This is a genomic window from Pseudorhodoplanes sp. (genome assembly GCF_046289595.1).
Classification (GTDB): Bacteria; Pseudomonadota; Alphaproteobacteria; order Rhizobiales; family Xanthobacteraceae; genus Pseudorhodoplanes.
This window is the reverse complement of the sequence record NZ_JBKBVB010000046.1, coordinates 30,854-32,187: the sequence shown is the minus strand read 5'-3', so window position 1 is coordinate 32,187 and position 1,334 is coordinate 30,854. Positions and strand designations below refer to the sequence as shown.

Below are 1,334 nucleotides of genomic sequence, written 5' to 3'. Positions count from 1 at the left end.
CAGCCCATGGCCTCGTGTGCGATGTGAGTTTGCACACACGAGATTGCAGTCACCACGAACCGCCGGTCGCCCGGCGTTCCGCGCGCGGTGTGAGTGGCTTGCTCCGTGAGACCCCCGGTGGACTCTCTTTCAGGGTCCTCCGCATGCATTGCGGACCCTATCCACCGCTGCAGGGCGCGGGCAAAGACCGCGGCAGTATGACGCCGCCACGGGTCTCGCCGTCATATCCCCAGCGACGCACGGTGTGGCGCGCCAGGACCTCACGGCTTGGGCCTCCGTACTGTGCGCCACGTCTCGCGCACCGGCACGGCCACCGCTCCCCGCCCCGCGTCTCCTGACGCTCATGAAACGCCCCTTGCTCGGGGGCGGGATGGATTGGACTATATTCCTACTCTGGGGAGTGTGTCAAGAGGCATCTGTCCGCAGACCCGCTCACCGAGTAATTCTCGCGAGAAGCTCTCACATCCCGCTCGTCCCCGCGAAATCATCTCCGTCGGCGTAAACGAAAACCTATCCACCCGCTCGTCCCCGCGAAGGCGGGGACCCAGCACAGTCATATCCGCGAGCGCTTGCGTTAGCGTGAGCACGGCACTCGTGAAAAATTTGCGAGCTTGCACTGGGCTTTGACATTCGCGTTCATGCATTCTCACGCGCACTCTCATTCGCGGTCTCTCCGGCGCTGGGTCCCCGCCTTCGCGGGGACGAGCGGTGGAGAGATGAGTCGCCCTCGCAGGAGGGAACGCAGATTGCCGGTCAGCGCGAAGCTGAACCTCAATTCACAATCTCATCATACAAATCCCGCCAGTCCGGATTCATCGCTTCGATCTCGCGCAGCTTCCACATGCGCTTCCATTTCTTGATCCGGCGTTCGCGCTGGAACGCAGACTCGCGGGACGCATGCTGTTCGTACCAGACCAGCATGGTCACGCTGTGCTGTTTCGTGAATCCGGCAAGCGCGCCTTCGCGATGCATCCACACGCGGCGCACCAGATCGTCGGTCATGCCGGTATAGAGCGTGCCGTTGCGTTTGCTCGCGAGGATGTAAACGTAGAAGGCCACGTGTCGCCCCCAACATCGCAATCGACTGACGCGATCCTACCTCCTCCGCGCGTCCCCGCGAAGCGACGCTTCCCGGCCCGGTCGCGGACGTTCGCTCGTACGCCATAAACCCATCAGCCCGCTCGTCCCCGCGAAGGCGGGGACCCAGCACAGCCATGTCCGCGAGCACAGATGCGGGAAAAGATGACACAGGCCTTGCCAGTGCGACTTTGGTATCCGCCTCAACGAAGCACGGGAACGCGCGGCTTCTTCGGCCCTGGGTCCCCGCCTTCGCG

1 protein-coding gene is annotated in these 1,334 nt (G+C 63.5%); it reads right to left on the bottom strand.

All coding sequences use genetic code 11. The annotated features are described in order from the left end of the window. Positions 1-771 precede the first annotated feature (771 nt). Positions 772-1,059 carry a GIY-YIG nuclease family protein gene (locus tag ACK41X_RS11695; protein ID WP_409723052.1) on the bottom strand — a complete coding sequence of 96 codons (288 nt, stop codon included), beginning with the start codon at positions 1,057-1,059 and terminating at the stop codon, positions 772-774. Positions 1,060-1,334 lie beyond the last annotated feature (275 nt).